This is a genomic window from Paraburkholderia sp. 35.1 (genome assembly GCF_050436525.1).
GTDB classification, from domain to species: Bacteria; Pseudomonadota; Gammaproteobacteria; order Burkholderiales; family Burkholderiaceae; genus Paraburkholderia; species Paraburkholderia tuberum.
The window spans coordinates 1,188,369-1,210,310 of the sequence record NZ_JBNDMJ010000001.1; the positions used below are offsets into that span (position 1 = coordinate 1,188,369).

The following is a 21,942-nucleotide window of genomic DNA, read 5'->3' on the forward strand; positions in this document are numbered from 1 at the left end:
CAGGATGTGGAGGCCCGCATTCCAAAAAACGGCGTGCGTAACCTCCGCAGTCCTACAGCGAATGCAGCCATTCGAGCAGCGTTTTGTTCTGCTGCCAGGATGGGATCTTTGGAAGCGGTGCACCGTCGGTGGCTTTCTCGAGAGCCTTGCGCTTCATCTCAAGATTTGCGCGAGCATAGATCTCAGTTGTCTTCACATCGACGTGCCCCAGGAAGTCGCGGATGATCTCGAGCGGGACGCCACTTTGCAGCAAGTGCATTCCCTTTGTGTGCCTCAGGCTGTGAGGACTCACCCGCTGCGTGAATTCGGGGTGACTTCGCCGTACAGGAATCACATACTTTTGCAGAAGATAACGCACACCCGAGCGCGATAACCGTGTGCCTTGCCGGTTCTGGAAGAGTGGTTTGTCGGCATGTTCAGGGCGATCGAGGTTGTTATCGCGTCGATACTGGCGTAGCAGTTCGACGGTCGAGTCCATCAGGGGCACGGCGCGCAGCTTTCGGCCCTTTCCCATGAGCCGCACCTGCGATGGAGGATCCACGCGCACGTCCCCGGCGTTCAGGTCAATCAACTCCTGTACCCGGGCACCGGTATCATAAAGTACGCTCAACATCACTGCATCCCGGCGGCCCTCAGACGTATGCAGGTCCGGTTGTGCGAGAAGCTGTGCAAGGTATTCCTTGGAGAGGTAACCGACACTGGCGCGCGGCTGTCGCCGTAGCGGGATCGCGAGGATCTGCTGACACTGGAGCAGGCGCTCGGGTTCTTCCGATTGTACGTATCGGAAGAACGCGTGCAACGCCGCGAGACGATGATTCAGTGTGCTGACCGAAACGTGCCGGTCATTGGCCAGGTGATCAAGGAATGCCTCGACCAGCGGTACGTCGATCTGTGCCAGAGACAGACGCTCCAGTGCGATTCCCTGCACGTCTCGACAGAATCGCAGCAGCAGGGTGAACACGTCGCGATAGGCCTTGATCGTGTTGGGGCTTAGGTTGCGCTGCGCGGCCAGATGGTGCGTCAGGAAGCTGGTCACGAGCACGGAGAAATCCGTCGGTTTCATGATCCGTTCCTCCGCGGGATGACATCACCGAAGGCAGCGCTGGTGCGCGCCGTGATCTCCGGAAACAGCTCGGCGATCAGATGCAAATAGCGCTGCGTTCCAGCGAGGGAGCGATGGCCCATGTAGGTCGCCAGCACCGGGAGCTTCGCATTGAGGTCGGCTCCCTCCTGGCACCACCGCAGCAACGCATGGACGGCAAAAACATGTCTCAGATCATGTAAGCGCGGCCCCTTGCCCCTGCCGGCATGCGGGACCCCGCAGCGCAACAGCAGCTCCCGGTACAGCCAGTAGACGGCTGGGTGGCTCAACGGGCCGTCGGATGGCGAAGGGAAGAAGTAGGCATCGGACGGGCGATCGCCCATGACTTGCGCGTAGGTTCGAAGGCGCTGTACCAGGGGCAAGGCTGGGGGAACGAGCCTGTCCTTTCGAAATTTGCCCTCACGCACCGTCAGGATTCCCCGAACAAGGTCAACGTCGGCCACGCGCAGGTGCAGCACCTCGCCCACCCTCAGGCCGCAGCCATACAGGAGCCGGAGCACTTCCGGCATAATGAGATGCCGCATTGGGGATCGTGCGGTCGGTGTAAGCTGGTCAGCCGCCTGGAACAGCCGCTGAATCTCGGCGTGGGTCAGAATGCGTGGCGAGAAACTGTCAGAGCGCTTTGCCGTCAGCGATCGATCCGGCACGTCAGCAGAATATCCCAGCCGGCACATGAACAGGGAAAATTGGCGAACTGCGCAGATACGATGATCGTGGGTGCTCTTACTCTCGTGGGGCTGTTTGGCGAGCCACTTGCGGCTGATCGAGCGCGGCAGCACGCATTCGGATAGCGCTTCATCGCTCAGGAAGCGGTCAAAGCATGCCAGCAAGCGGGCTTGCTCATCATATCGATAACCACACGCCCGTTTCTCTTGGACGAACTGTTCCATAAGTGAGCCGACAACGCTCCGGAACTGCCCCTTGAATGCGCTACTAGACATGGCGCATCTCCTCGGTGTTCAACGCGGCAGTGCGCAGGGTTTCCACGTCGGTCTTCGCGTAGATCAACGTCGAGGCCGTCGTCGCATGCCCCAGGATGTCGCTGATGACTTGAAACGGCGTCTGTTCATGAAGCAGTCGTGTCGCGAGTGTGTGGCGTAGCGAGTGCAAACCATGGCGTTGTGGAGTCCGGAAACGAATCCCGGCGAGGGCCTTCCAATGCTTGACGATGTGATGCAGGTTAGTAGCCTCCCAGAAGGGTTGGAAAGGCGCATTCAACGTGAGAAACACTTCTCGATGACCCGATTGAGGACGGCCCGATCTCAGATAGTCAATCAGGGCTTCGCCGACTTCTTCCGGTAATGGCAAACAAAGAGGTGCGAGGGTCTTCGACTGCTTAACCTCTATTGTGGCCGTTTCCCACTTCAGATCGTCGATGGTTAGTGTCCGAATGTCGCTCGCTCTCAATCCGAGGCGACAGGCAAGCAGAAGGATCGCGTAATCGCGCTTGCCTTTGGGCGAGGTTCTATCGACGACTTCGAGCAACCTGATCACAAGTTCCGGATCCCAGACCGATGGAACAGTCGCATCGCGGGGAACGTGGACCACCGGCAATACATGGCTGAGATCCTGCTGCAGAATTCCTCGCAGCAGAAGAAAGCGCAGAAAACCACGCACATCGGAAACGATCCGTGAGACGGACTTGGCCGCCAGGCGATGTTGCGAGGTCACAAATGCGCAGAGATCGGCCGGCGGCATCTGGTCAAAAAACGTGATATTCCTTGAACCAAGGAAATCCGCGAATATCGCGATCTCCCGCATCCGCTCGCGAAGGGTCGTTGTGCGAAGATGACGACGATCTCGACAGTACAGTTCATAGTCGCGCAATGTCGTGCTCATGGGCGCCGGGACCTGGATCTTCTGCATGTCGGTGACGGTACGCTCAATGTGTCCGTCACGCGCAAAATCCTCCAGAACCTTGAGGGCAAACACGATATGCCGTCGCCACCCCTGCCGTGAGTTCAGGCACTCACCCTCATACATCTGATACGCAGTGCGAAACTGTTCAGCCAGCTCGTACGAATACTGATCTTCCAGGCTCATCTCGTGACAAAACGCGATGAGATGTCGCCAGACTGCGCGATAGCGCGCGAGCGTTCGTCTGCTGTAATGAAGCCTCTCCAGTTCGCCCACGGCACCAGCAACGAACTGCTGCAACGGCAGGTGGCTTGAAACTTGATGGGTTGACTTCTCCATGATCGAGCTCCTCACAAAGGCGATCCCGATGGCCGCCAGGAGCCCATCATGAAATTTTATGTGCAGTTGTTCAAACCTGATGCCTTCTCACGATGCGTTTGACGTTGCTACTCTACATAACGATCTACTGTCGGTAATAGACCTGTGTGGTTTCCACCGATTCGTGACCGAGCCAGAGTGCGATGACTGAGGGGTCGACGCCTTCTTGCAGCAGATCCATCGCTGTCGTGTGTCGCAACACATGCGGGCTCACGCGCTTGTTCTTCAGCGAAGAGCATTTCTCCGAGGCCGCCAACACATACTTGTGAAGCAGGTAATGGACGCCGTGTGCGCTCAGCCGGCCGCCGCGCGCATTTGGGAACAGTGGCTGATTCCCGGCCCGCGGTGGCTCTCGAACCCACGCGACCAATACGGCGCGGGTGCTCTTGCTCAATGGCGTGCAACGCTCCTTGCGCCCCTTGCCAAACACGCGTACGTGCGCGCCGGCGCCAACGTGCAGGTCCTCGCGCCGAAGGCCGGTCAGCTCAGACAGGCGTAACCCCGTCTGCACCGCCAACAACAATAGAGCGTGATCGCGGCGACCTGCCCAAGTCTGCTGGTCCGGCGCGGCCAGCAACGCATCGACCTCTTGTCGGCTCAGGAATGGGACCAATGCGCGGCTAAAGCGCTTGGCCGGGATGGCCAGCACGCGCTGGATGCGCGCTGAGTGTGACGGCATCTCGAAGGCCGCATACCGGAAGAATGAGTGCACTGCCGTCAAGCGCAGGTTACGCGTTCGAGCTGTGACGCCGCGAACCTGCTCCTGTTCATCGAGGAAGTCCGCGACCAGCGGCGCATCGATGTCTTCCAGTGCCAGAGTGGATGGCGCTTTATGCAGGCGTCGCTGTACAAATTCCAGCAGTAACCGGAATGTGTCGCGGTACGATGCGATCGTATGCACACTGGCCTGGCGCTGGTGCATCAGACGCTGGATGAAGAACTTCTCCAGCAAGGCGGCGAAGCTGGGCTCCCTAATCATGATGACTCTCCCAACGGCGTTCCAGGAGATCCATCGCTTGTGCCATCAACTCGGGCGACCCGCTCAGATACCAGTACGTGCCGGCCACATAGATGTGCCCAAGATAGGTCGACAGCACCGGCAACAAGCGCCAGGCATCCTCTCCAGACTGATACCAACATATCAGCACTTCAACGGCGAAGCGATGCCGGAAGTCATGCAACCGTGGTCCCTTGCTTGCGCCTTCGGCACGCAGTCCCGTTTGCCGTGACAGCGCGTAGAACGTCCGATGAACGCGACCTATGTCGAGCCGGGTGCCGCGACTCGTGACGAACACGTTGGACGAGACCTGGCGACCGAGGAACTGTTTGCGGCGCCTGAGGTAGTCAGCCAGGACGGTACAGGTGGTAGGATGAATTGGGACCAGGCGCGATCGACAGAGCTTGGCACCGCGAATCGTCAGGACGGCGTCTTCGAGGTCCACGTCACCAAGCTCGAGGTTTAGCGCTTCGCTGATACGCAGGCCGGTAACGCTGAGCAAGCCGATGAGGCAATGGAACACCCTGGGCCGCAGCGGCGTCGACGGCCACGCCACCGGCAACTCCAATGCCGCGTCCAGCAAGCGCCGTACTTCCGCCTCCGTGTATAGATAAGGTCTGGCTCGCGTAGACCGATGGGGCAACATGCCGACCGGTGGAATTTCTGTGCGGGTGTCGGTGGCACTGCGGTGGCGGGCAAAGCCGCGCACGAAGCAAAGGCGTCTAGCCCATTCTGCGGGTTGAACCGACGGATTTTGCGCCCACTCCAGAGCGAGGCCGGTGCTGATATGCTCGACATGCCGCGTCTCCATGAAACTGACGAACCGGGGCAACAGCAAACCGGCATCGTGCATCTTGAAGCCCAGGCTGCGTCGCAGGTCGAGATATTCTTGGAGCGCCTCTCGAATCGAGTTCATCGTGCACCTCCTGGCCAGGCCATAGCCAACTTCCGAAGTGCGCTGACATCCACCTTCGCATAAACGCTCGTGGACTGCGGGCTACGATGGCGAAGAACCTGGCCGATCTCCGGGAACGACGCACCGAGTTGCAACATGCGAACAGCCAAGGCGTGCCGGAACTGGTGCGAGCCGCGGTGCGGCGCGTCGACTTTGGCGCGATTGAGCGCGTGGCGCACAATCGTGCCGATACCGTCCGACCCTTCCATCAGCCCGCGTATCGGTGCCAGGGATCGAAGGAAGAGGTGCCGATCTGGACTGGCAGGACGCCCGCGCTCGAGATAGGCGGCGATCGCCTCGCCCACGTCGGCGGTCAATGGCAGGAGACTCTCGCGGCCACCCTTGCCACGCACACGCAATTGAGCGCAGTCCCAGTCGACGTCGTCCAGCGTCAACCTGACGATCTCGCAGGCTCGAAGTCCCAGTCTTGCCAGAAGCAGCAGCACGGCTCGATCGCGTCGGCCCACCGCGCTCCGGCGGTCGCAGCTGTCGATTGCGCGCTGCGCGTGCTCGGCTGCAATGGCTCTGGGGATGGGAGGTGTGCTTGCCCAACTGGCTACCGCTGGCACGCTTGCAGCAAGTCCCGCGGTAACCTCGCCGCGAAACTGGGCGTAACGAAGGAAGGACCGCAGTGCCGTGACAACGTTCTTCAGGGCGGCTGGCGCCATGCGCTTTGCCTCGCTCTTAACGAAAGCGCTGGCGTCGGTCACGCGAACGTCCCGCAAGCAGACTTCTCCCTGGCCGAACCGCCACACCAGAAATTTGCGTGTCCACCTTGCATAGGACTCAACGGTCACAACGGCCAAACCCTGATCGCGTTTTAAGGATTGCGCAAACCCCTCGACAACGTCGTCTGAAGTTGACCCGCAAAAACGGACATCTATCCTTTGGAGAAGGAGGTGCCGATTATGGGCAAGCATCGTACCCCGTACCCGGCGGAATTTCGGGCGCAAATGGTCGGGCTGGTGAAGGCCGGACGCAGGCCGGAGGAACTGGAAAAGGAGTTCGAGCCGACTGCACAGACCATCTACAACTGGGTGGCGCAGGCTGATCGCGACACAGGTGTGCGGCATGACGGTCTGACCACAGCCGAACGCCAGGAGCTCACACGGTTGCGTCGCGAAGTCCGGCAACTGAAGATGGAGCGCGACATACTCTCTCACGCGGCAGCCTGGTTCGCGAGGGAGACGGGATCCATTCTACCGAAGGGCGGTACGGATTCATGAAAGCGAACCGGGCCCGCTGGCCCATCGCGATGATGGCACGGCTGCTCGGCGTCTCGACGAGCGGCTATTACACATGGCTGGTGCGGGAGCCCGCGATGCGCACGCGTAGCGATGCGCACTGCGCAACTGCTCGCGCATATCCGCACGCTCCATGCAAGCTCGCGCGGCACGTATGGGGCACCGCGTATTCATGCGCAACTCGCGCGCGAAGGCATACACGTGGGGCGCAAGCGGGTGGCGCGCCTCATGCGTATGGCGGGTCTGTGCGGGGCAAGCCGGCGGCGCTGGCCGCGCACCACACGGCCACGCGCAGGCGCCCGGCGTGCGCCTGATCTGGTGCGCCGGCACTTCAGTGCCGAGGCGACAAACGTGCTGTGGGTCGCAGACGCGACCTATGTACCCACGGGTGAAGGATTCCTCTATCTGGCGGTTGTGCTGGATGTATTCAGCCGTCGCGTCGTCGGCTGGGCGATGTCCAACCATCTGTACACCGAACTGATGTTGCGGGCGTTTGACATGGCGTTGCAGCAGCGACGCCATGACGGTGTGATTCTACATTCCGATCAAGGCTGTCAAGGCGGATTCAACCGGTCGTCGCAACACTAGATTATTGAACAGATTTTAGGTATTCGTCCAAGGCCTCCGCAGGCGTCTTCCAGCCGAGTGTTTTCCGGGGCCTGGTATTCAATGTGTTAGCAACGGCCTGGATCTCGCGAGCACTCCACCGGGACAGGTCTGTGCCCTTTGGAAAGTATTGTCGTAGAAGGCCATTGGTGTTTTCGTTCGTACCACGCTGCCATGGGCTGTGCGGGTCAGCGAAGAACACCTTCACGCCGGACTCGATCGTGAAGCGGGCGTGATCGGACAGTTCCTTGCCACGATCCCAGGTCAATGATCGCCACAACTGAGCAGGCAAGTCCGCCACGGTCTTCTTGAGTGCGTTGGCCATCGTAACAGCTCCGTAGCCGGCCAGCGCAGGCCCGTTTTTCGTGCGTGGAATTAGCCCATAGCCTTTCTCGCGAGGTAAGTGCACGAGCATCGTAAAGCGGCTTGATCTTTCCACCAACGTCCCGATGGCTGATCGGTTTAAGCCGATAATCAGGTCGCCCTCCCAATGGCCTGGCACAGCACGATCTTGCACCTCTGCAGGCCGGCTGGAAATCATCACCTCCTCGCTGACGTGCGCCCACGCCTTGGCACGCGCTCTCGCTCGGGGAACGCGCAACGCGCGCCCGGTGCGAAGGCAACCCACCAGCTCGCGCTTGAGCGCACCGCGCCCTTGAATATAGAGCGCTTGATAAATGGCTTCGTGAGAGATGCGCATAGATTCATCATCCGGGAAATCAGCTTGCAATCGATTGGCAATCTGTTCAGGTGACCAGCCGTTGACCCACTTTCGGTCACCGCGATGTGGTTTATTGCGCCCCTTGAACGGTGCCTGCCTGGGCCCCGCAATTTCACGACCATCAGCGTCATGTACCTTGCCCTCAAGGCGCTCCTGTACGTATTGGCGCAGCCGTGCGTTCGTCGCCAGCTTCGCTGGCTTTGGTCGTTTGGCGAACCGTTCCGCCTTCCACTGCGCGACCGAAGCACGATACTCGAGGCACCCACCACGGGTTGCCGCATTGCGTGTGAGTTCCCGCGAAACGGTTGACGGACTGCGTCCAAGACGCCGGGCAATTTCGCGTACCCCAAGACCTTGTACCGAGAGCAACGCTATATCTTCCCGCTCAGCGAACGACAAGTATCGACCAGCGATAGGTTTCGACATGAATAGTGGCATGCCGCCACGATAGCGGAACCAGCGCGAGCCTACCGCTTGAGATACGCCTACCGCCTCCGCTGCTTTCTCGCTTGTAATGCCCGTTGCGATCTGTTGCCAATACCGACGCTCCATCACATGTCCAAGTGATGGCGCACCCGGCGAGTACATCGCTTCTCGCCCTGTCAACCGATACACCTGCTTTGCACTTCGTCCCATGCAACACCTCCTCGATCAAAGGTGTTGCAACGACCGGTTGAATCCGCCCAATACACCTCCATTGCCTTCGGGCGGCGCTGCCGAGACGCCGGCGTACAACCGTCGATGGGGACCACCGGCGACGCTTATGACAAGGCTTGCGCTTCACACTACACCTCCTCGCGGCGATCAGAAACGACGTCGGGGTGGCGACGCCGGCAGGACAGCTTGACGCCCATCGCCTTTCTGGGCGCGTTATTGCCCGGTGGGTCGTACAGGCACTCGTTCTTGTCGCTGTAGGCGTGACCGCGGATGAGTCCGCGACGGTTCCATATCTTTACGCTCGTCGGCGTGACGTGCAGCGCGTCGGCCATCTCCTGCAGCGTCAGGAGACCCGCTTCGCGCAACCGGTCATAGCGTGGCTTCAGACAGTAGTTACGCTGCAGGCGCGCGACCATTTTTGCATTGAAGGGCCTACCCGTGCCCGACGGCGTACCACGTTCGTTCAGTATATTCGCGATCTGCAGGACAGTATGGTGATTGAGCAATGCGTCAATCTCCTCGATCACCGCGGCGGGGGTGATCCATCGTTGCCACGATTTCAGCGGCAACGGCAGCCTGAGGGTCCGGTGAGCGCCGCCCTTGAAGCGGATGTGTGCGGTAACCTGCTGGTCGCGGTTCAGGGTGACGTCTTCCAGAAGCAGCCTCATCATGCGTTTGCGTTCCCGGTCGGGCGTGGCGGGATCGCGCCATAGCCGGGGGAAGTTGGACGCCAGCGAGACGATGACGGCGCGCTGCTCGTCCGTCAGAATGCGCGCGTCCTGTTCGCGGCGACGCCGATAGTCCTCGTTAGCCTCAGTCAGCGCTCGAAGCTTATGGTTCCAGTCCGCTTCGAGTGAGTCAGCAACCAGCCGGTTCTCGGGGTCGACGCGCATGTAGCGACGCTGCGCCAGATCGGCTTCATACTGGGCACGCTCCACCTGCTTGTGACGCAGACGGTCGGCTTCTTCGATGCGGGACTGGAGTTCGTGCTGAACCGCCAGGCTCACCTCAATGGCAAGCGGATTGAGCGCTTCGACGAGCAGTTCGCCAATGGCCTCATCGATGGCCGCGCCGTGGATGCGCTGGCAGACCGGTTCGGCCTGTTCGATGCCTTCGCGCTGGCAGATGTACTCGGGACACAAGCCGCCCTGGCGGCTGTGATAACGGACCGTCATGCGGTTCCCGCATCGACCACAGACCACGAGTCCCTGAAGAAGTGCTGGACCCTCACGCGGCGCGCCACGGCGCCGGTCGGCTCCGATCACCTGTGCGCTCTCATGCAAACGCTTCTGGTTCTGCTCGTACTCTTCCCAGGACAGATAACCGGCATGGGCACCCAGAATCAGCGTATCCCACTGGTCTCGCGGGGCGCGAATCACACGCGTGCGTCCATCGACTGTCCTGCGCGTATGCGTGCGACCGTAGACGAACGCGCCGGCATACCTCGGGTTGTGCAGAATGCGCACCACCTGGCTGTGACCGAGACTGCCCCACAGCAGTTCGCCTTTGTGTGGACCTTTGCAGCACCGTCGCGGAAACGCCAGCTCGAGGTGATGCGCAGCGCGTGCGGTGGCCATCGCCGATCCCGTACCGCGGAAGGTGTCGAACAGCCACCTCAGACAGTGCTGGACCTGCTGGTCCGGATCGAGAACGACCGTGCCCGTGGCGTTATACACGAAGCCGACGGGCAGGCGCATCTGCAACTCACCGCGCCTCGCCTTGCTTAGGATTCCTCCTTGCAGTCGTGCGCGCAGCACATGCAATTCGGCCTCGCTCATGGTGCCCTTCAGCCCCAGTAACAGCCGGTCGTTGAAATGGGCAGGATCGTATACGCCATCCTCATCAAGGATCAAAGTGTCGGTGATTGCGCAGATCTCGAGTAACCGGTGCCAGTCGGTGGAGTTGCGCGCCAGGCGCGATACTTCCAGTCCAAGCACGATGCCGGCATGCCCCACGCCGACTTCGGCGACCAGGCGCTGGAAGCCTTCCCGGTCCGCCGACGAAGCGCCCGACTGGCCGAGGTCGCTATCGATCACAATAATGCGGTCCTCGGACCACCCCAGGGCGACGGCCCGTTGGCGCAGAGCGTATTGGCGCTTGGTGCTCTCGGTGTTCTCGAACACCTGGCGCAATGTGGATTGCCGGATATACAGATAGGCGTTGCGCTTCAGATGACTCGCCTGGACCTTCTGGTGAGGATCGCTCTTCATGCTGTTGCCTCCTGACGCCCATATAGAAGCATTGAAGCCAGAATCATCGTCGCCTCCTGATGCAGCTTGAAGGGGACGATCTCTGCCTCACCCGGCGGCGGCGGCTGCCGCCGTACAACCGTGGTCGCGCACTGCGCCCATGCCTGCATCCACGCTCTCATGCCGCTGCGCATCAACAGCACGAGGCCCTGACCGCGAGGAATCTCGCACGGCAGTCCAAGTGCCTGTTGTCTCAGATCTTCATAACGCGAGACCAGTCCGTCATTGCACAGCGCACGCTCCGGCAATGACACAGACGGTTTCGTTACGGTTTTTTTTGGCGCAGGAACTGCCGTTCGATACTGCGCGGATGAACCTGTACGCCGAAGTTCTGGTGCACCAGGCTGGCCAGTCGCTCCGCTCGCACAGCCGGCTCGGCAACCCGCGCCCGGTTCAAAAACTCCATCACCGCCGGTGTCAGTTTGTGGCCGCTGTGCGGGCCCGTCTTGTGGGGGATCAAACCGGCCAGACCCGCGTCCTCGAAGGCCGCCTGGGCCTGATAGACCGATGGCCGCGAGAAGCCGAACGCCTTGGCGGCTTCGCTGATGGACCACTTGTCGATGTGCACCGCGCGCAGCATCTCGTACTTGACCTGCAGCAGATCGTGCGGGTCGAAGAAGTCGCCGTCGCGAAACAGCGGATGAGTCACGGCATCGGAGCGCGGATTGAGGCTCGCCTGTTCCCGCAGCGCGCGGTGCTTGTCCTCTTTGCGTCGGTCTGTCGCCATGCACGAACTCCAAGGAAGGCGGGCAAGTCAGTGTAAATACAATTATGTACAAAACGTCAGGATATACAAGGCCGATTTATGAAATATCATCGATTTCATCCGGAAAGCAAAGCATTATCTCTGGCACAGCGGATCGTAATACAAGGCGACGTCAGGCGTAATTGCATTTACACATGCGGCGTATTTGGCTTTACAGTGCTTGCGTTGTCATGGCTCCAGCGTCGCGATCAAACGCCCCAGTTCAAGCAGTTCTTCCACACGAAACAAGGCGCGTCCGGCGGCGACCACGTTGAATGGGTCCTCGCCGACGACGCTCGTCCAGCTGGCGGGCAGCGCCCGCAGTCGGCCATTCGCGTCGTGAAACCAAACCCTGTCCTCATGCCAGTTCCGGGCGTGAAGGACCAGTTCGAATTCTTGCAAATGAAGGGGATGGTACGGATGAGTTACCTGAAAACGTCGGCTTTCAACGTCACTCACGGGCGCAGTTGTCTGCGAACTCCAACGCGATGTGCGAGTCATTCTTCGGCACGCTCGAAGCCGAACTGCTCTGTCGCGAACACTTCGCGACCCACGAACAGGCAAGGCGGCGTCTGTTCTCGTTTCTGGAGAGCTGGTACAACATACGCCGCCTCCACAGCAGCATCGGCTACTGTTCGCCGCTCGAATTCGAAAACCTGCATGCGCAAAATCAAAGCTTATCGTCGCGCGGGTTGCCCACCGCCGGGCAGCGTCGTGGTCTTGACAGGCGACCCGCCGCCCGGCCGTGGACAACCTGCGATTTGATCTTATCGGGAGGTGCCACACCGCATTAAACTCAACTGCAAATCTATCCGTCGAACCGGGTCAACCTCAGACTCACATTCGATATCGAACTGGCGCCTGGCGCTCATTGGCATAGCTGTCTCACCTACGATCTCTCGGATGGCCACAAAAGCTATTCGGCGCCAGACTGGTGCGCGGGACATGACGGCGACTGTTCGGAAAACCGCAGGCGGCTCTTGGACTGGCAGGGCGCGGTGCTCAAACTGGAGAGCAGCAACGATGCGTTGCTGCGCCTCTTTCGTCAGGCAACTGATGACCTCGCGGCATTGCGGCTTCCCGTTCACGGTGCGAGCCGTAGTCGACTTGTGCCGGCTGCGGGACTGCCATGGTTCGTGGCGCTTTTCGGCCGTGACAGCCTGATCACCTCGCTGCAAACCTTGCTCGTCTATTCCGATTTTGCGTGTGGGACACTGGACGTGCTTGGAGTCTGGCAGGCGACCGAGTGCGATGAATATCGCGATGCGGAGCCGGGCAAGATCATGCACGAACTGCGTCTGGGAGAGCTGGCCCGACTCAAGCTGGTGCCTCACACCCCATACTATGGAACCGCGGACGCGACGCCTCTCTACCTTATCACCTTGCATGCTGCTTGGTGCTGCACCGGCGATCACGAACTGCTGAATCGTCACCTCGCGACCGCGAAACGGTGCCTTGAGTGGATCGACCGTTATGGCGACCGCGATGGTGATGGTTTTCAGGAATATGCGACGCGCTCGTCGGCCGGTCTTGAAAACCAGAGCTGGAAGGACTCTGGCGACGCGGTGGTGTATCCCGACGGGACGCTGGTGACGGGGCCCAAGGCGCTCTGTGAGTTGCAGGGCTACGTCTACGATGCGTGGCTTCGAATGGCGCAAATCTACGACGCGCTGGGCGATGCTGATTCGGCGACCGCCTTGCGCAAGCAAGCGGCCGCGCTCTTCACACGGTTCAATGAGGCATTCTGGGACGAGGCGACCGGCTTTTATGCGTTCGCACTTGACGGGGAGAAGAAGAAAGTCCTCAGCGTCGCGTCCAACCCTGGCCACTGTCTGTGGTCCGGTATCGTCCCGCCCGAGCGTGCAGGACGAGTCGTGGCGCGACTCATGCAGCCAGACATGTGGAGCGGATGGGGCATACGAACGCTTTCAGCCACTCACCCCGCTTATAACCCCTATTCTTACCAGAGCGGTTCGGTCTGGCCACATGACAACGGCCTGATTGCGCAGGGATTCAAGCGCTATGGCTATGCCGGGGAGACCGGTCAGATCATGCACGACGTATGCGGTGCAGGGCGCTTCTTCGCGCTGGATCAATTGCCTGAACTCTTTGGTGGTCTGAATCGGAACTCAACGAACTTTCCCGTCCAGTATCCGGGTGCCAATGTGCCACAGGCATGGGCCGCGGGATCGGTTTTCTCACTGCTGCAAGCGCTCCTTGGCCTGCAGCCTGATGCGCCGCACCGGATGCTGTACGTCGACCCGGTTCTGCCACCCTGGTTGGACGATATCACGCTCAGAGATTTGCGCGTTGGTGAGCAGATCTTCGACCTCCGCTTCTCGCGTGCGGGCAGGACGACGGAGTTTGAGGTCGTGCGAGGTGATCCAACATCAGTCGCACGACGCGAGATGACAGTTTGGAGCGATTTGTTGAAGCTTGGTGCCGACGGTACCGGTCGCCCGTAGAAGCAGCCTCGTCCAGCTTCCGTATCTTGCGAGATGTCAAGCAAGGCATTGGGGGTTGGGGCAAAGGGGACTGAAGTACATCGTCCGCCGGGCGAGAACGCAAAACCGGTTAAAAATGCGCATTGCGATGAGGCTATTAGGATAACTTTTCTTGAACCGACCCGCTAACGCGGGAGCAGTTGGTTGGCCGACGGTCGCGGCTTCGGCGTCGCCCGCGAGACGCGTTCCTTCGAATGCGACGATGGCAGTGCAGTTCGTTCCTGTCCATCTCGAAGGAGTTCGCCATGACGGCATTACGTCGACGCATGATCGAGGATTTGCGCCTGCGCAACCTCGCAGCCAATACCGTGCAAAGTTATATCGGTACGCATCGAATTGCGTGGCTCATAACCGTCGGGAACCGGTGGCCGTGATAAAGCGATTTTGTCTTCTTCACCGCGCAATGTTACGCGACCACCTCGCCAACGTGATTATCAGAGCCATTGCCCACGGGATCAGACGTTCCGTTTCCTTGCGGTAGGTTCAGTCCATCCTCCGCCGGCAGCGTGCCTCAGTTTGCACCGACAGACGATGCAAGCACTGCGTTATCGACGCTCGGTTGCATCGGTTTAACTTTATTTATCCATATAAAGCCTACTTTACAGGGTATTCCCTAATACAAAAGGAATGGCCATAATGACGCTCTCTCGTATTCTGCTCGCTCCGCTTGTGGTGGCCAGCTGACTTGCCTCGGCTACCACGCTGGCCCCGCCGTCCGATTCATCGGTTCCGCTAACACGCGCTCCAGTCTGCGCCGACCTGATTGAATGGCTCCAGGCTGTGTAGTAGCTTTATAGAGATGTCGTGTTCTGGCCATTTAGAAATGTCGTGTTTGGACCTCGGTATGCTGGCCGGTTCCTCGTGGGACTACGGAGCCGGCGATGCATCCAGCCACACTGATGACATTGAACGTGCGCGAACTCGACCGGTTGAACGTGATCCAGGCTGTTGTGGACATGGGGCTGAAGCCCGGACGCGCGGCTGAACGGGTGGGTCTGACTGTGCGGCAGATCGAGCGTCTGGTGATCCGATACCAGGAATCGGGCACGGCTGGACTGGCCTCGCGCAAGCGTGGCCGCCAGGGTAACCGGCGTCTGGACGAGAATCTGGCCCAGCGGGCTCTGGCGATCATTCGCGAGCGCTACCCGGATTTTGGGCCGACGCTGGCCTGCGAGAAGCTGCGGGAGTGCCACGGCATTCGCCTGGCCAGGGAAACGGTCAGACGGCTGATGACGGACACCGGCCTGTGGATACCGCGTCGGCAACGCCTGCCGAAGGTCTGCCAGCCGCGCGCGCGGCGCGCGTGCCTGGGCAAGCTGATCCAGATCGACGCCAGCGACCATCGCTGGTTCGAGGAACGGGCGCCGCAGTGGACGCTGCTGGTGTACGTCGACGACGCGACGAGCCGGCTGATGCGCCTGCATTTCACGGCGAGCGAATCGACCTTTGGACGAACGGAAAGTTCGGTTCGCGTGCAAACGGCGGCGCTGTGCGACTGAAGGCGGCCTACGAGCATCCACGGGCATCTGAGTTGCTCCGGCCTTCGGGAACTGGTTTCCCGGTGCTAAGCTTGCGAAAGCCGGGAGGGCATCGACTAGCCTCCGACAGCTGGCTGGTCCAGCCGTCGCACGCGTGCGCCAAAGGCTCACTCCGCAGGACCTGTGCCAGCCGGCATAACGCCGGCAGCCTATCTTCGGCAGGAAACGTACATCGGCGGCATCCAAGGCCCGTGCATACAGCAAAGTGGGCTCGGGTTGCTGGCGGGCGAGGGGATGGACGGCGAATAGTTTTTCTAGCGCGTCTTGGGCGGCCGAAGCATCGCCGTTGGCAAACTGCGCACGCGCCAGCCGTTCGAGTAAGGCCGGATCGGATGAGAACGGCCCACTGGCTGCCGCTCGGGAATGCTCCAGAGCTTCGGCGGCATTTCCTGCGTCGAGCAGCGCCGCACCCAACCGCATCCGATGAGCGACGGTCGGCGCGCGATCGAAATCCGTGCGCGCCTGGCGCACCGCTCGGTTGGGATCGACAAGCTGCGAGATGGCTCTCGTTGCCGTCCTTGCCCCCCGCGACTGGCGCATGGCGGGCAATTCCGGGGGACGCCACGTCGAACCGACGCCGCCTAGCAGGTTGCTGAAATATACTCCGGCGGAAGCAGCCTTTCTGCGCCTATGCAGCTCCTGCCGCAAGTTTTAGCGTATTGTGCAATTTCAACGCGAATTCAACGTTTTTTTGGCGGTTTGAGGCCGATTTCGGGCTTCATTACCGCCTCTTGGGCCACTACGGGCGGATTTGTGCCAGCGATCGCATGCGCACGAGGTTGTAGGCGGCCATGTTCAACACGAACATCTGGTCCACTTTCTTCAAGCCGCGCACCATCACCTGGCGCATGCGCCCCACGGTCTTGGCCCACCCGAAGCCTTGTTCGATCAACTTGCGCTTTTGCTGCGAGATGGCGTAGCCCACGCTCGAGGCAATCGTATCGGGCACTGCCGAACGCCGCCCCGAGGTGTTTTGCGCAACGTGTGGCGTGACCTTCATCTGCTGGCATGCCTCGATGAATTCCTGAGCGTCGTAACCCTTGTCTGCGCCCAACGTGATCTCTGCGTTCGCATCTTCTGCTGCTTGCCGCGCGTCGTTGATCATGACCTTGGCCGCTTCGCGCTCGGCATGCCCGTCAGCGCGCGTCACGCACGCGTTGACCACCAAGCCATGTCGATTGTCGGTCAGCGTGTGGCCCATGTAACGCAATTCGCTGGCCGTATTGCCTTTGCGATACAGCCGTGCATCGGGATCGGTCTTGGACTCATGTGTCTCGTTGCTGCGCTTCTCCCCTTTGAAGTCGCCCGCGCTGCCGCCGTCGCTGTCCTGATCGTCACTGTCCTTGGGCACGAAGCTCTTGTGCCCCGCCCACGCCTGGATCAGCGTGCCGTCCACGCTGAAGTGCTCGCCCGAGAGCAGGCACTTCTTCTCGGCGATCGCCACCACTTCGTTGAAGAATTCGATCACCGCATCATGCTTGACCAGACGTTCGCGGTTCTTCGTGAAGACCGTGGGCACCCAGACCTCGTCATCCATGGCCAAGCCGATGAACCAGCGAAACAGCAGGTTGTATTGCACCTGCTCCATCAGTTGGCGCTCCGAGCGGATGCTGTAGAGCACCTGGATCAGCATGGCTCGCAGCAACTTCTCCGGCGCGATGCTCGGCCGCCCACCCTTGATGTCGGCCTCGTACATCCCGGCAAACAACCGATCCATCTTCGCCAGGGCTTCGTTCGCCATCACGCGGATCGAACGCAACGGATGCGACTTCGGAACGAACTCGTCCAGCTTGCGCATGGAAAACAAACTCTCGGTGAACGTATCGGCGCCGCGCATGATCTCCAGGGGGCAAGTAGGGGCCTTCCATCAACGCTTCAGAGGCCTTCCGCGATGACATTACCACCGGTACTTCAGCAGCCTGCTAGGTTCTGAGTCAAGTTGGCGCGATATACGACCAAAGTCCAATTGTCTTTACTCCCGACAGCGTCGATAGTGCTTGAGGGAAATTCCGCACGCAGCACGCAGACCTTGCGGAATCGCCGAATCGGTCAGTTCCCTTGTTCTTTCCGAGGGTCATCGATAGCGGGCGGCCTTTTTTGCCGTCCCCCGCATGAGTCTGGGAGTGTTACATGAAGCGCTTTGTGACTGCCACCTGTCTTTTGGGAGCCGCTATCGTGATGCCGGCATGGGCGCAAGCCCCGACAAAAATGAATCCGCTGAAAATGAAATGCGAGGACTTCGTGGCGGTGGATGAAGCTTACCGACCCGCTGTCGTCTACTACGTGGCGGGAGTCGACAAGCTCGGCGTAACGGAAACTGACACGATGGTGAAGGACACTGCGACACCAATCGGCGCGCTTGTTGCCGAGTGCCAGAAGTCGCCGAAGGCGTCGTTTCGTACGAAGGTCCGGCAGATGTACAAGAGCGGTCAACTCGCTCTTTTCGACCATCACTGAGTGGGCCGGTCGGGTCCATGTCAGTGCACGTGAGAGGACGAGGCGGCCGCGCGGACTGCGGATGCCCGCGGTTGCGTGGATGAGATCGGCGCGCGAACGGCCGCTTGCTGGTGCAAAATGCTCACTCGAGAGTCTGCCTGGCGATACAGGCGACCGGCGCTTCCTGGCCGTTCAGTGCCTCATGCAAGCGGCATATGCACGCCAAGGTAGCGCGATGCAGCGATCGACAGCAGCCGACCCACATCTGCCCTTCGACCCGACGCGATCGCTACGGCAGCTTCCAAAGTGGAAGAGCCATTCGAGCAGCCGTCTTGGCCGGGAAGTTCTCGGCCTTTATAGCTGCCGTTGGGATTGCTGAGCTGACGAAGAACGGATCATGCCGGTGCCTACGGCCGCTGTCGCGCGGTCGAGTTGACCGTGCAAGGCTTTGCGATAGACTGCCTTGATCCTAGAGGGGTTTGTCGTGGCTGATCTTAAAACCATGTTGGTCCGTTCGAACGCCGCTTGCGCCCTGATTTGCATGTCGCTGCTGGCGCACGCCGGGACGTCGGCAGACTCAGCCACTGTTACCCGTGCGACTGAGCCTGAAACTTCTGCCTCTGCAGATGTCCTGTCGACTCGGCCTTTCGTGGGCGACGACCCGGTTGCCATCAGGGACGCCTTGGCGGACCAGAGCTTCAATGCCAACTCTCCTTCGTTGAGCGATCGCATCAGGAACCTGATCCACGTCCCTGTCCTTAAGGCGCCAAGCGATCTCGACTTGCCGAAAGCCAGTCTCGACCGCGAGCTGGCTTTCGTCGTACCGGCGCCCTACGGAATACGATATCAGTCAAAGACGCACCTGTTGACGGTAAACGTAGATCTATCCGATGACGACAATCCGGGAGTGATCCTGCTCAAGAAGACCATAACCGGACCACGCGGTCGAGGGCTTGTGGTGGCGCCGGAGGCGAAGGCCAAGGGGTACATCCAACATATCGATCTGATTGAGCTCAAGTCCGGCGAACGGAGCAAAACCAGGGTTCACGGACGCGTGACACTCTCGCAGTCGGCGTTCTACGAAGCGAATGGAGACTTCGCGATTGTGCTGATGTGTAGCATGGCGCCGCCTTACCTGACCGACCGACGCGAACATAGCGATCCCAGCGACGACGAGCCCACAGACATCACAACAAGAACCTCGACGCTGTACACCAACATTCACGCCATCTGGCTGGTGAGCCCGCAGCGGGGTATCGTGCTATCGAAGAAGCTGCATCTGTCGAAGTAAAGAAGTAAAAAACCCTGGATTGTTTTTCGACACAACCTCTCTCGGGGCGCCGGTTTCGAATCAGACAGAGGAAGCCGCAGCTGCTGAGTGTCACCAAGCCGGATTGTGCGCGGGAGACGCCGCTACCTGGAATAGCGGCATTGAACATTAGCGTGAGACAGCGCAGGGACATCTGACATACTCTGCTTGCACGGAGCTGGATCGCGGCGCCGTGATGGTCGCGCGTAAGCTGTGACCCTTTGCAACGGTTAATTGAGGCGGGCAACGCGTCGCTACACCTTCTCTCGTTCGAAAGTGATCGGAGTCAGACTGATCTGCTCGGAAATGCCGACTTCCTTACAGTCCAGCAGGGTGCTCCCCGAAGCGTCACTGGTACCCGACCGCGCAAATTTTTCCATGGACGACGCGTGGTACGTCTATAACACCCGAACGGGGCTGCGCTCAGATCATCGATGATCAGCTGCGTGATGTTCACGAAACGCTTGGACGGCGTACGGCCCTCCAACAATTCGCGGTTGTTGATGCAGGAAGGCAACTTGCAACGTCCGTTTCCGCTGGGAGGCAAATATGGAGAAACGATTGAATGGAGAAGGGATGGATCTGCTGTTCCGTCAGGCTCGAACCCACAATAGCTGGCTGCCTAAGCCGGTCAGTGATGACACATTGCGCGAACTCTACGAGCTGATGAAGTGGTGCCCAACGAGCGCAAACTGCAGCCCAGCACGTATTCTGTTCCTGCGCACTCAGGACGCGAAGCAACGACTTCTGCCGGCATTGGCACCAGGCAATATCGACAAGACGATGAGCGCACCGGTGACAGCCATCATCGCTTATGACGGCAAGTTCTATGACAAGCTGCCCAAACTCTTCCCGCACGCAGATGCGCGAGCCTGGTTCGCCGACACACCGGAGCTGGCCGAGGTCACGGCACGGCGCAATAGTTCGCTACAAGGGGCCTATTTCGTCCTGGCTGCCCGCTCGCTCGGACTGGATTGTGGTCCGATGTCCGGGTTCGATCATGCAAAGGTTGACCATGAATTTTTTCCCGCGAGCGCACACGAGGGCACCTTCCAGCAGGAGTACTTTCCCGACAGCCACATCAAGTCGAATTTCCTCTGCAATCTGGGCTATGGTGATCCGGCAGGGCTGTTCCCGCGCAGCCCACGCCTAGATTTTGACGTGGCCTGCAAATTGCTCTGACCAGCAGGAACCCGGTTTCGCCGTCCGTTGACTAAAGCGGAGAAGCCGACGTTCGAATGTCTGCCTGAAAGCGCGTGCGAACGTTCGAAGCGGGCCGGTCACTGCCTGACGGCGAAATACCGCATTGCGGCCACCAGAGGTGGGCTTTGAATGACGACTTCACGCCCTGAGTCCGTCCGTCAAGTATTTCGAGGGGGCAGTGCGAGGCTTCCGAGGAGAGGCGAGCCCCGCTTCCTCAATGCATTCAGATAGACGCTCTCGTCGTACAGTGTCCGTGTTTGCCAGCAGCGCTAGAGGATCCGTATCCACTTGAACGCCAATGCCCCGACGGCGGCCTGATACGAACTGCCCTTCGATCGCTGTTGCAGGTAGTAAGCGCCCGCCCAGAATGACTTGTTAATTGTCTGGCCGGCCCATTCCACGAAGGTCTGGCGCAGGCACGTCGGACATTGCCAGCGCCAGTGCACCCAGCATTTCTTGCCACTGCGCTCAGTGACCGGCGCAATGCCGGAATACTTCTCAGTTCAGCAGCGTGCCTGAAGCGCTCACGCTGCTCGCCGAATGCGGCAAGCAGCCGCGGTGTCAGATGTGGGCCCGCTCCCGGCAGGCATTCAAACAGGGCGAACGCAGGTAGCGTTCGCGCGACCGTCGCAATCTCGCTGTCGAACACATCGATCCCAGCGAGAGCCGCTCGCAGTTGTGCCACCAGCGCCAACGCGTGCAGCCGGCAGGGTGAGAGGATGCCGGGATCTTCAGTCAGAGGGGTGGCCGAGCGAATGGACTCCAGACGCATTTCGATCAGCCTGGGGCGGCGGCAGTTGTGCGCATGGAAGAACGCCTCAAGGGTACTGCGGTGGGCGCGTTTGACGGCCGAAAGCGTCGGCCAACGCGCGATGAAGTCGCAGAACAGTACCGTGTCGATGTGCGCGAACCACTCCGGCGCCTGCGGGTAATACTGTTTGAGCGTATTGCATAAACGGTTAGTGAATCGCGTCTTGTCGCCGACCATTTCACGGCGCTGATCGATCAGGCTCATCAGACAACGCATACCCGCGCTTTGCGGCCTCAGCGGAGCGAACCGCTCGGGATGCAAAGCAGCAGATCGAGTGCCAGTTTGGCATCGGTGGGATCGTCTTTGGCCCGACTCGGTTTGAACGCCTCGCGGTATTTTGCGAGCGTCGATGGATTAAACGGAAAGAGGACCAGGAAATCATACTTCTGAAGCGCGGAAACTATTGGTCCCCTTGCCAGCTCGAGGGCAACTGCGATCATCCCGTCAAAGCGCTGATGCAATCCATTTGCCCACTCATCAATGCATGCGACCTGATGGGAACACAACTGAACTCTCGCCTGGTGTCGTCGGCAGCCTGCAGGCAGATATCGTGTTTCGTATCCGCCCAGTCGATGCCTACATACGCTGCAAACTGCTGATCCGATAGAGGCGACATGTGAACCTCTGCAA

General features: G+C 60.1%; 20 protein-coding genes and 3 pseudogenes. 9 read left to right on the top strand and 14 right to left on the bottom strand.

Features of this window, described 5'->3' with window-relative positions:
- Positions 1-52: 52 nt before the first annotated feature.
- The 6 genes from OKW27_RS05720 to OKW27_RS05745 form a co-directional block, all read right to left on the bottom strand.
- The gene (locus OKW27_RS05720; RefSeq protein WP_090812760.1) at positions 53-1,063 is read right to left on the bottom strand and encodes a site-specific integrase; all 1,011 of its coding nucleotides are present in this window, start codon (positions 1,061-1,063) and stop codon (positions 53-55) included.
- Complete coding sequence (locus tag OKW27_RS05725) at positions 1,060-2,043, bottom strand: tyrosine-type recombinase/integrase (protein ID WP_090812759.1); 984 nt, start codon at positions 2,041-2,043, stop codon at positions 1,060-1,062. The genes OKW27_RS05720 and OKW27_RS05725 overlap by 4 nt, the downstream gene beginning before the upstream one ends.
- The gene (locus OKW27_RS05730) at positions 2,036-3,298 is read right to left on the bottom strand and encodes a site-specific integrase (protein WP_429332804.1); all 1,263 of its coding nucleotides are present in this window, start codon (positions 3,296-3,298) and stop codon (positions 2,036-2,038) included. Before OKW27_RS05730 ends, OKW27_RS05725 begins: the two co-directional genes overlap by 8 nt.
- Before the next feature lie 124 nt (positions 3,299-3,422).
- Complete coding sequence (locus OKW27_RS05735; RefSeq protein WP_429332805.1) at positions 3,423-4,316, bottom strand: tyrosine-type recombinase/integrase; 894 nt, start codon at positions 4,314-4,316, stop codon at positions 3,423-3,425.
- Positions 4,309-5,250: a tyrosine-type recombinase/integrase gene (locus OKW27_RS05740; RefSeq protein WP_429332806.1), complete on the bottom strand. Its 942-nt coding sequence runs from the start codon at positions 5,248-5,250 to the stop codon at positions 4,309-4,311. Before OKW27_RS05740 ends, OKW27_RS05735 begins: the two co-directional genes overlap by 8 nt.
- The gene (locus OKW27_RS05745; protein WP_429332807.1) at positions 5,247-5,999 is read right to left on the bottom strand and encodes a tyrosine-type recombinase/integrase; all 753 of its coding nucleotides are present in this window, start codon (positions 5,997-5,999) and stop codon (positions 5,247-5,249) included. The genes OKW27_RS05740 and OKW27_RS05745 overlap by 4 nt, the downstream gene beginning before the upstream one ends.
- Before the next feature lie 198 nt (positions 6,000-6,197).
- Here OKW27_RS05745 and OKW27_RS05750 point away from each other — a divergent pair, with 198 nt between their 5' ends.
- A complete protein-coding gene (locus OKW27_RS05750; protein ID WP_429332808.1) occupies positions 6,198-6,515 on the top strand; it encodes a transposase in 318 nt (105 codons plus the stop codon).
- Between the two features lie 66 nt (positions 6,516-6,581).
- Positions 6,582-7,121, top strand: coding sequence for an IS3 family transposase (locus OKW27_RS05755; RefSeq protein WP_429332860.1), 540 nt, complete (start codon positions 6,582-6,584; stop codon positions 7,119-7,121).
- A 1-nt stretch (position 7,122) separates the two neighbouring features.
- Here the strand turns inward: OKW27_RS05755 and OKW27_RS05760 are convergent, their stop codons facing one another.
- From OKW27_RS05760 to OKW27_RS05780, 5 genes are all read right to left on the bottom strand, one after another.
- Positions 7,123-8,496 carry an IS30 family transposase gene (locus tag OKW27_RS05760; protein ID WP_167368848.1) on the bottom strand — a complete coding sequence of 458 codons (1,374 nt, stop codon included), beginning with the start codon at positions 8,494-8,496 and terminating at the stop codon, positions 7,123-7,125.
- Between the two features lie 149 nt (positions 8,497-8,645).
- Complete coding sequence (locus tag OKW27_RS05765; RefSeq protein WP_429332267.1) at positions 8,646-10,727, bottom strand: recombinase family protein; 2,082 nt, start codon at positions 10,725-10,727, stop codon at positions 8,646-8,648.
- A complete protein-coding gene (locus tag OKW27_RS05770; RefSeq protein ID WP_176079011.1) occupies positions 10,724-11,020 on the bottom strand; it encodes a hypothetical protein in 297 nt (98 codons plus the stop codon). Before OKW27_RS05770 ends, OKW27_RS05765 begins: the two co-directional genes overlap by 4 nt.
- 11 nt (positions 11,021-11,031) lie before the next feature.
- Positions 11,032-11,493, bottom strand: a complete 462-nt coding sequence (locus OKW27_RS05775; RefSeq protein ID WP_090812729.1) for a helix-turn-helix domain-containing protein — start codon at positions 11,491-11,493, stop codon at positions 11,032-11,034.
- Positions 11,494-11,700: 207 nt separating this feature from the next.
- Complete coding sequence (locus OKW27_RS05780) at positions 11,701-11,970, bottom strand: DUF5372 family protein (protein ID WP_090812730.1); 270 nt, start codon at positions 11,968-11,970, stop codon at positions 11,701-11,703.
- Between the two features lie 29 nt (positions 11,971-11,999).
- Here OKW27_RS05780 and OKW27_RS05785 point away from each other — a divergent pair, with 29 nt between their 5' ends.
- The 4 genes and pseudogenes from OKW27_RS05785 to OKW27_RS05800 form a co-directional block, all read left to right on the top strand.
- Complete coding sequence (locus tag OKW27_RS05785; RefSeq protein ID WP_429332861.1) at positions 12,000-12,305, top strand: IS3 family transposase; 306 nt, start codon at positions 12,000-12,002, stop codon at positions 12,303-12,305.
- A gap of 186 nt (positions 12,306-12,491) precedes the next feature.
- A complete protein-coding gene (locus OKW27_RS05790) occupies positions 12,492-13,976 on the top strand; it encodes an amylo-alpha-1,6-glucosidase (protein ID WP_429332809.1) in 1,485 nt (494 codons plus the stop codon).
- A 284-nt stretch (positions 13,977-14,260) separates the two neighbouring features.
- Positions 14,261-14,389, top strand: coding sequence for a hypothetical protein (locus tag OKW27_RS05795; RefSeq protein ID WP_429332810.1), 129 nt, complete (start codon positions 14,261-14,263; stop codon positions 14,387-14,389).
- Positions 14,390-14,896: 507 nt separating this feature from the next.
- A pseudogene (locus OKW27_RS05800) lies at positions 14,897-15,481 on the top strand (helix-turn-helix domain-containing protein); the annotation flags it as partial.
- 249 nt (positions 15,482-15,730) lie between these two features.
- On the opposite strand, the pseudogene OKW27_RS05805 reads toward OKW27_RS05800, so the two are convergent.
- Together OKW27_RS05805 and OKW27_RS05810 are read right to left on the bottom strand one after the other, a co-directional pair.
- Positions 15,731-16,102, bottom strand: a pseudogene (locus tag OKW27_RS05805) (hypothetical protein); the annotation flags it as partial.
- A gap of 190 nt (positions 16,103-16,292) precedes the next feature.
- Positions 16,293-17,390 carry an IS5 family transposase gene (locus OKW27_RS05810; RefSeq protein WP_429332811.1) on the bottom strand — a complete coding sequence of 366 codons (1,098 nt, stop codon included), beginning with the start codon at positions 17,388-17,390 and terminating at the stop codon, positions 16,293-16,295.
- 293 nt (positions 17,391-17,683) lie between these two features.
- Between OKW27_RS05810 and OKW27_RS05815 the strand changes: the two genes are divergently transcribed.
- The 3 genes from OKW27_RS05815 (at position 17,684) to OKW27_RS05825 (ending at position 20,480) form a co-directional block, all read left to right on the top strand.
- Entirely contained in the window at positions 17,684-18,010 is a 327-nt protein-coding gene (locus OKW27_RS05815) for an HdeA/HdeB family chaperone (RefSeq protein WP_429332812.1), read from the top strand.
- A gap of 481 nt (positions 18,011-18,491) precedes the next feature.
- The gene (locus tag OKW27_RS05820) at positions 18,492-19,280 is read left to right on the top strand and encodes a hypothetical protein (protein ID WP_429332862.1); all 789 of its coding nucleotides are present in this window, start codon (positions 18,492-18,494) and stop codon (positions 19,278-19,280) included.
- A 567-nt stretch (positions 19,281-19,847) separates the two neighbouring features.
- On the top strand, positions 19,848-20,480 hold the full coding sequence (locus tag OKW27_RS05825; protein ID WP_429332813.1) for a malonic semialdehyde reductase: 633 nt from the start codon (positions 19,848-19,850) through the stop codon (positions 20,478-20,480).
- A gap of 179 nt (positions 20,481-20,659) precedes the next feature.
- Here OKW27_RS05825 and OKW27_RS05830 read toward each other — a convergent pair.
- Positions 20,660-21,928, bottom strand: a pseudogene (locus OKW27_RS05830) (IS110 family transposase).
- Positions 21,929-21,942 lie beyond the last annotated feature (14 nt).